The organism is Comamonas sp. B-9, from assembly GCF_000410635.1.
In the GTDB taxonomy this organism is placed as follows: Bacteria; Pseudomonadota; Gammaproteobacteria; order Burkholderiales; family Burkholderiaceae_C; genus Comamonas.
This window is the reverse complement of sequence record NZ_APCR01000046.1, coordinates 1-1,111: the sequence shown is the minus strand read 5'-3', so window position 1 is coordinate 1,111 and position 1,111 is coordinate 1. Positions and strand designations below refer to the sequence as shown.

The following is a 1,111-nucleotide window of genomic DNA, read 5'->3' as shown; positions in this document are numbered from 1 at the left end:
GTGCCATCCGCGCCCCTGCAGCCACGGCGCTGCCGACGCCAGCAGCCGCAGCCCCGACGCCAATGGCAGCGCCTGCGGCCCCCAGCGTTGCTCCGGCCATCGCACCGGCTCCAAGCTGTGGCCCGCCGGACACCAGCCCGGTGGCAATGCCCGGCCCGAAGATGCCCAGGGCCAGCATGGACAGCGAAGCCAGCATGATGACCAGCGCCTGGTCGATGGAGGGCTCGGCACCTGCGGGAATCCTGAACTCGGCAAACAGCCCGGTGCCGATCCCCACGATGACCGCGAGCACCAGCACCTTGATGCCCGAAGACACCACATTGCCCAGCACCTTCTCGGCCAGGAACGCCGTCTTGTTCCAGAGGGCGAACGGCACCAACACGAAGCCCGCGAGCGTGGTCAGCTTGAACTCGATCAGCGTCACGAAGAGCTGCACCGCCAGCACGAAGAAGCACAGGAGGACGATGCCCCACGCGAGGAACAGCACCACGATGGAGGTGATGTTGACGAACACCTCCGGGAAGCCCGCCATCTGCTTGATCTGCTCCAGGATGGGGGCCGCCGCGTCGATGCCGGTCTTGGCCAGCCGCCCCGGCTGCAGGAAGTTGCCCATGCTCACGCTGGAACCGCTGGCCGTCAGGCCCAGCCCCGCGAAAGAGCGAAACACCACGCCCGCGAGCATGTTGAAGTTGCCGATGATGTAGGCGAAGGCGCCCACATAGAGCACCTTGCGGATCAGCTTGGCGATCACGTCCTCGCCCTGGCCGCTGGCATGGCCCATCGCCCAGAACAGTCCGGCGAGCGTCATGTCGATGACGATCAGCGTGGCTGTCAGAAACGCCACCTCGCCCTGCAGCAGCCCAAAGCCCGAGTCGATGTAGCGCGAGAAAACATCGAGAAAGCGGTCGATGACCGATACGTCGTTCATGGCCCGGCCCCGTCAGCGGTTGTAGAAATCGACGGGGTGCGGCGTGTATGGCGTTCCAGAGCCCAGAAAGCGCCGCGTGATTTCGCGCCCGCGCTCCGTGGCCGCGGCCTGCCGCGCCTGCTCCAGCGATACGGCGCGATCCTGCGTGAGCTGCAAGCGTTGCGTCTGGATCGACTGCTTGGC

1 protein-coding gene and 1 pseudogene are annotated in these 1,111 nt (G+C 66.2%); both read right to left on the bottom strand.

All coding sequences use genetic code 11. From position 1 onward, the window contains the following. Nucleotides 1–928, bottom strand: a 928-nt coding sequence (trbL, locus tag H928_RS0100215) for a P-type conjugative transfer protein TrbL (protein ID WP_021024666.1), incomplete at its 3' end; no start/stop codon positions are given. 12 nt (nt 929–940) lie between these two features. Beyond that, a pseudogene (locus H928_RS32995) lies at nt 941–1,111 on the bottom strand (P-type conjugative transfer protein TrbJ); the annotation flags it as partial.